Below are 1194 nucleotides of genomic sequence, written 5' to 3' on the forward strand. Positions count from 1 at the left end.
GGCCAGTTCGGCAGCGGTGTGACGCGTTTCGCTGACCGGCTCGGCACATTCGGCCAGGGCCAGGGCGAGACGCGGCAAGGGGCGCCGAATGTCCAGCGATCCGGCCGCACCCCGCGCTGTGCAATGCCAACCCGTGGCCACCTCGGCGTCCGCTTCGACCTGCCAGACGCCCGTTGCCGGTCGCTCGCCGAGACGCACTGCCAAGCGTCTTCCCAGTTCTCCGCCGCCCAGTTTGGAGTCCGGCAGCAGCCAATGGCGTGGCGCCCAGGCCTCCTCGGCCATGACCAGCGCTCCCAAACGCGCCTCGGGGGCATAGCCTGCGACCTCCGGTGAATCGAGATGCAGCAGGCGATCGATACCCGCCTCACCGAAGCTCGACTCCTTATGGGGACCGAACACCACGGCCACTACCGCGCCCCGGGCTGCCTGATCGGCATCGGCGAGCTGACGCGCCAGGCCGAGTAGGTCACGGTCATGTCCGCTCAGGCGACCGCCGGCCATGTCCGGTACCACGGCGACCATGAAGTCCGGCGCCTCAATCTCGATCAACGGCTTGCGCTCGGCAGGCGATGTCGCCGCACCGCCGCCACCCGCGCCCTGCTGTGTGCCGCTGCGGTCGATACGTCTCACGCCATTGGGACCGACGAACCCCACCGCATGTGGATTTCTGCGTACGAGACCGCCAGGGCCCCACCATTCGCTGGCCGCGCCCTGACCCGCCGCCAGCAGCGCTTCAGCATGGCGTGGATGCAGACGATTGCGGGCGATCCATTCCTGGCGTGGATCGCGACGCGGAAGATCGCTCATGACATGACCTCCTCTGTGACCTGCGCAGTCGAGGCATCACGCGGCGCAGATGATGTCGCCGCCGGCGTGCTATCCAGTGCGGCGACGACCATCTCGGCGATATCCTTGACCGCGACTTCTTCGTCGCCTGTTGGCGGGACGACACCTTCGAACATGGCCGTGCATTGCGGACAGCCCACTACCACCTGCTCGGCCTGGGTCTCGCGCACATCATTCATGCGCATGTCAGGGATGCGTTGCTTGCCGGGAACATCGGTGACCGACGCCCCGCCACCACCGCCGCAGCAACGTGAGCGATAGCCCGAACGTTGCATTTCGACCAGCTCGACGCCCAGCGCTTGCAGCACCGCGCGGGGGGCTTCGTATTCACCGTTGTAGCGGCCCAGG

General features: G+C 67.4%; 1 protein-coding gene and 1 pseudogene. Both read right to left on the bottom strand.

What is annotated here, in order from left to right:
- Window positions 1–807 (bottom strand): annotated as a pseudogene (locus tag OP495_RS18900) (electron transfer flavoprotein subunit alpha/FixB family protein); the annotation flags it as partial.
- Window positions 804–1194, bottom strand: a 391-nt coding sequence (locus OP495_RS18905; RefSeq protein WP_280571145.1) for a (Fe-S)-binding protein, incomplete at its 5' end; no start/stop codon positions are given. The gene OP495_RS18905 and the pseudogene OP495_RS18900, both read right to left, overlap by 4 nt.

It is taken from the genome of Chromohalobacter sp. 296-RDG (genome assembly GCF_029889885.1).
Lineage (GTDB): Bacteria > Pseudomonadota > Gammaproteobacteria > Pseudomonadales > Halomonadaceae > Chromohalobacter.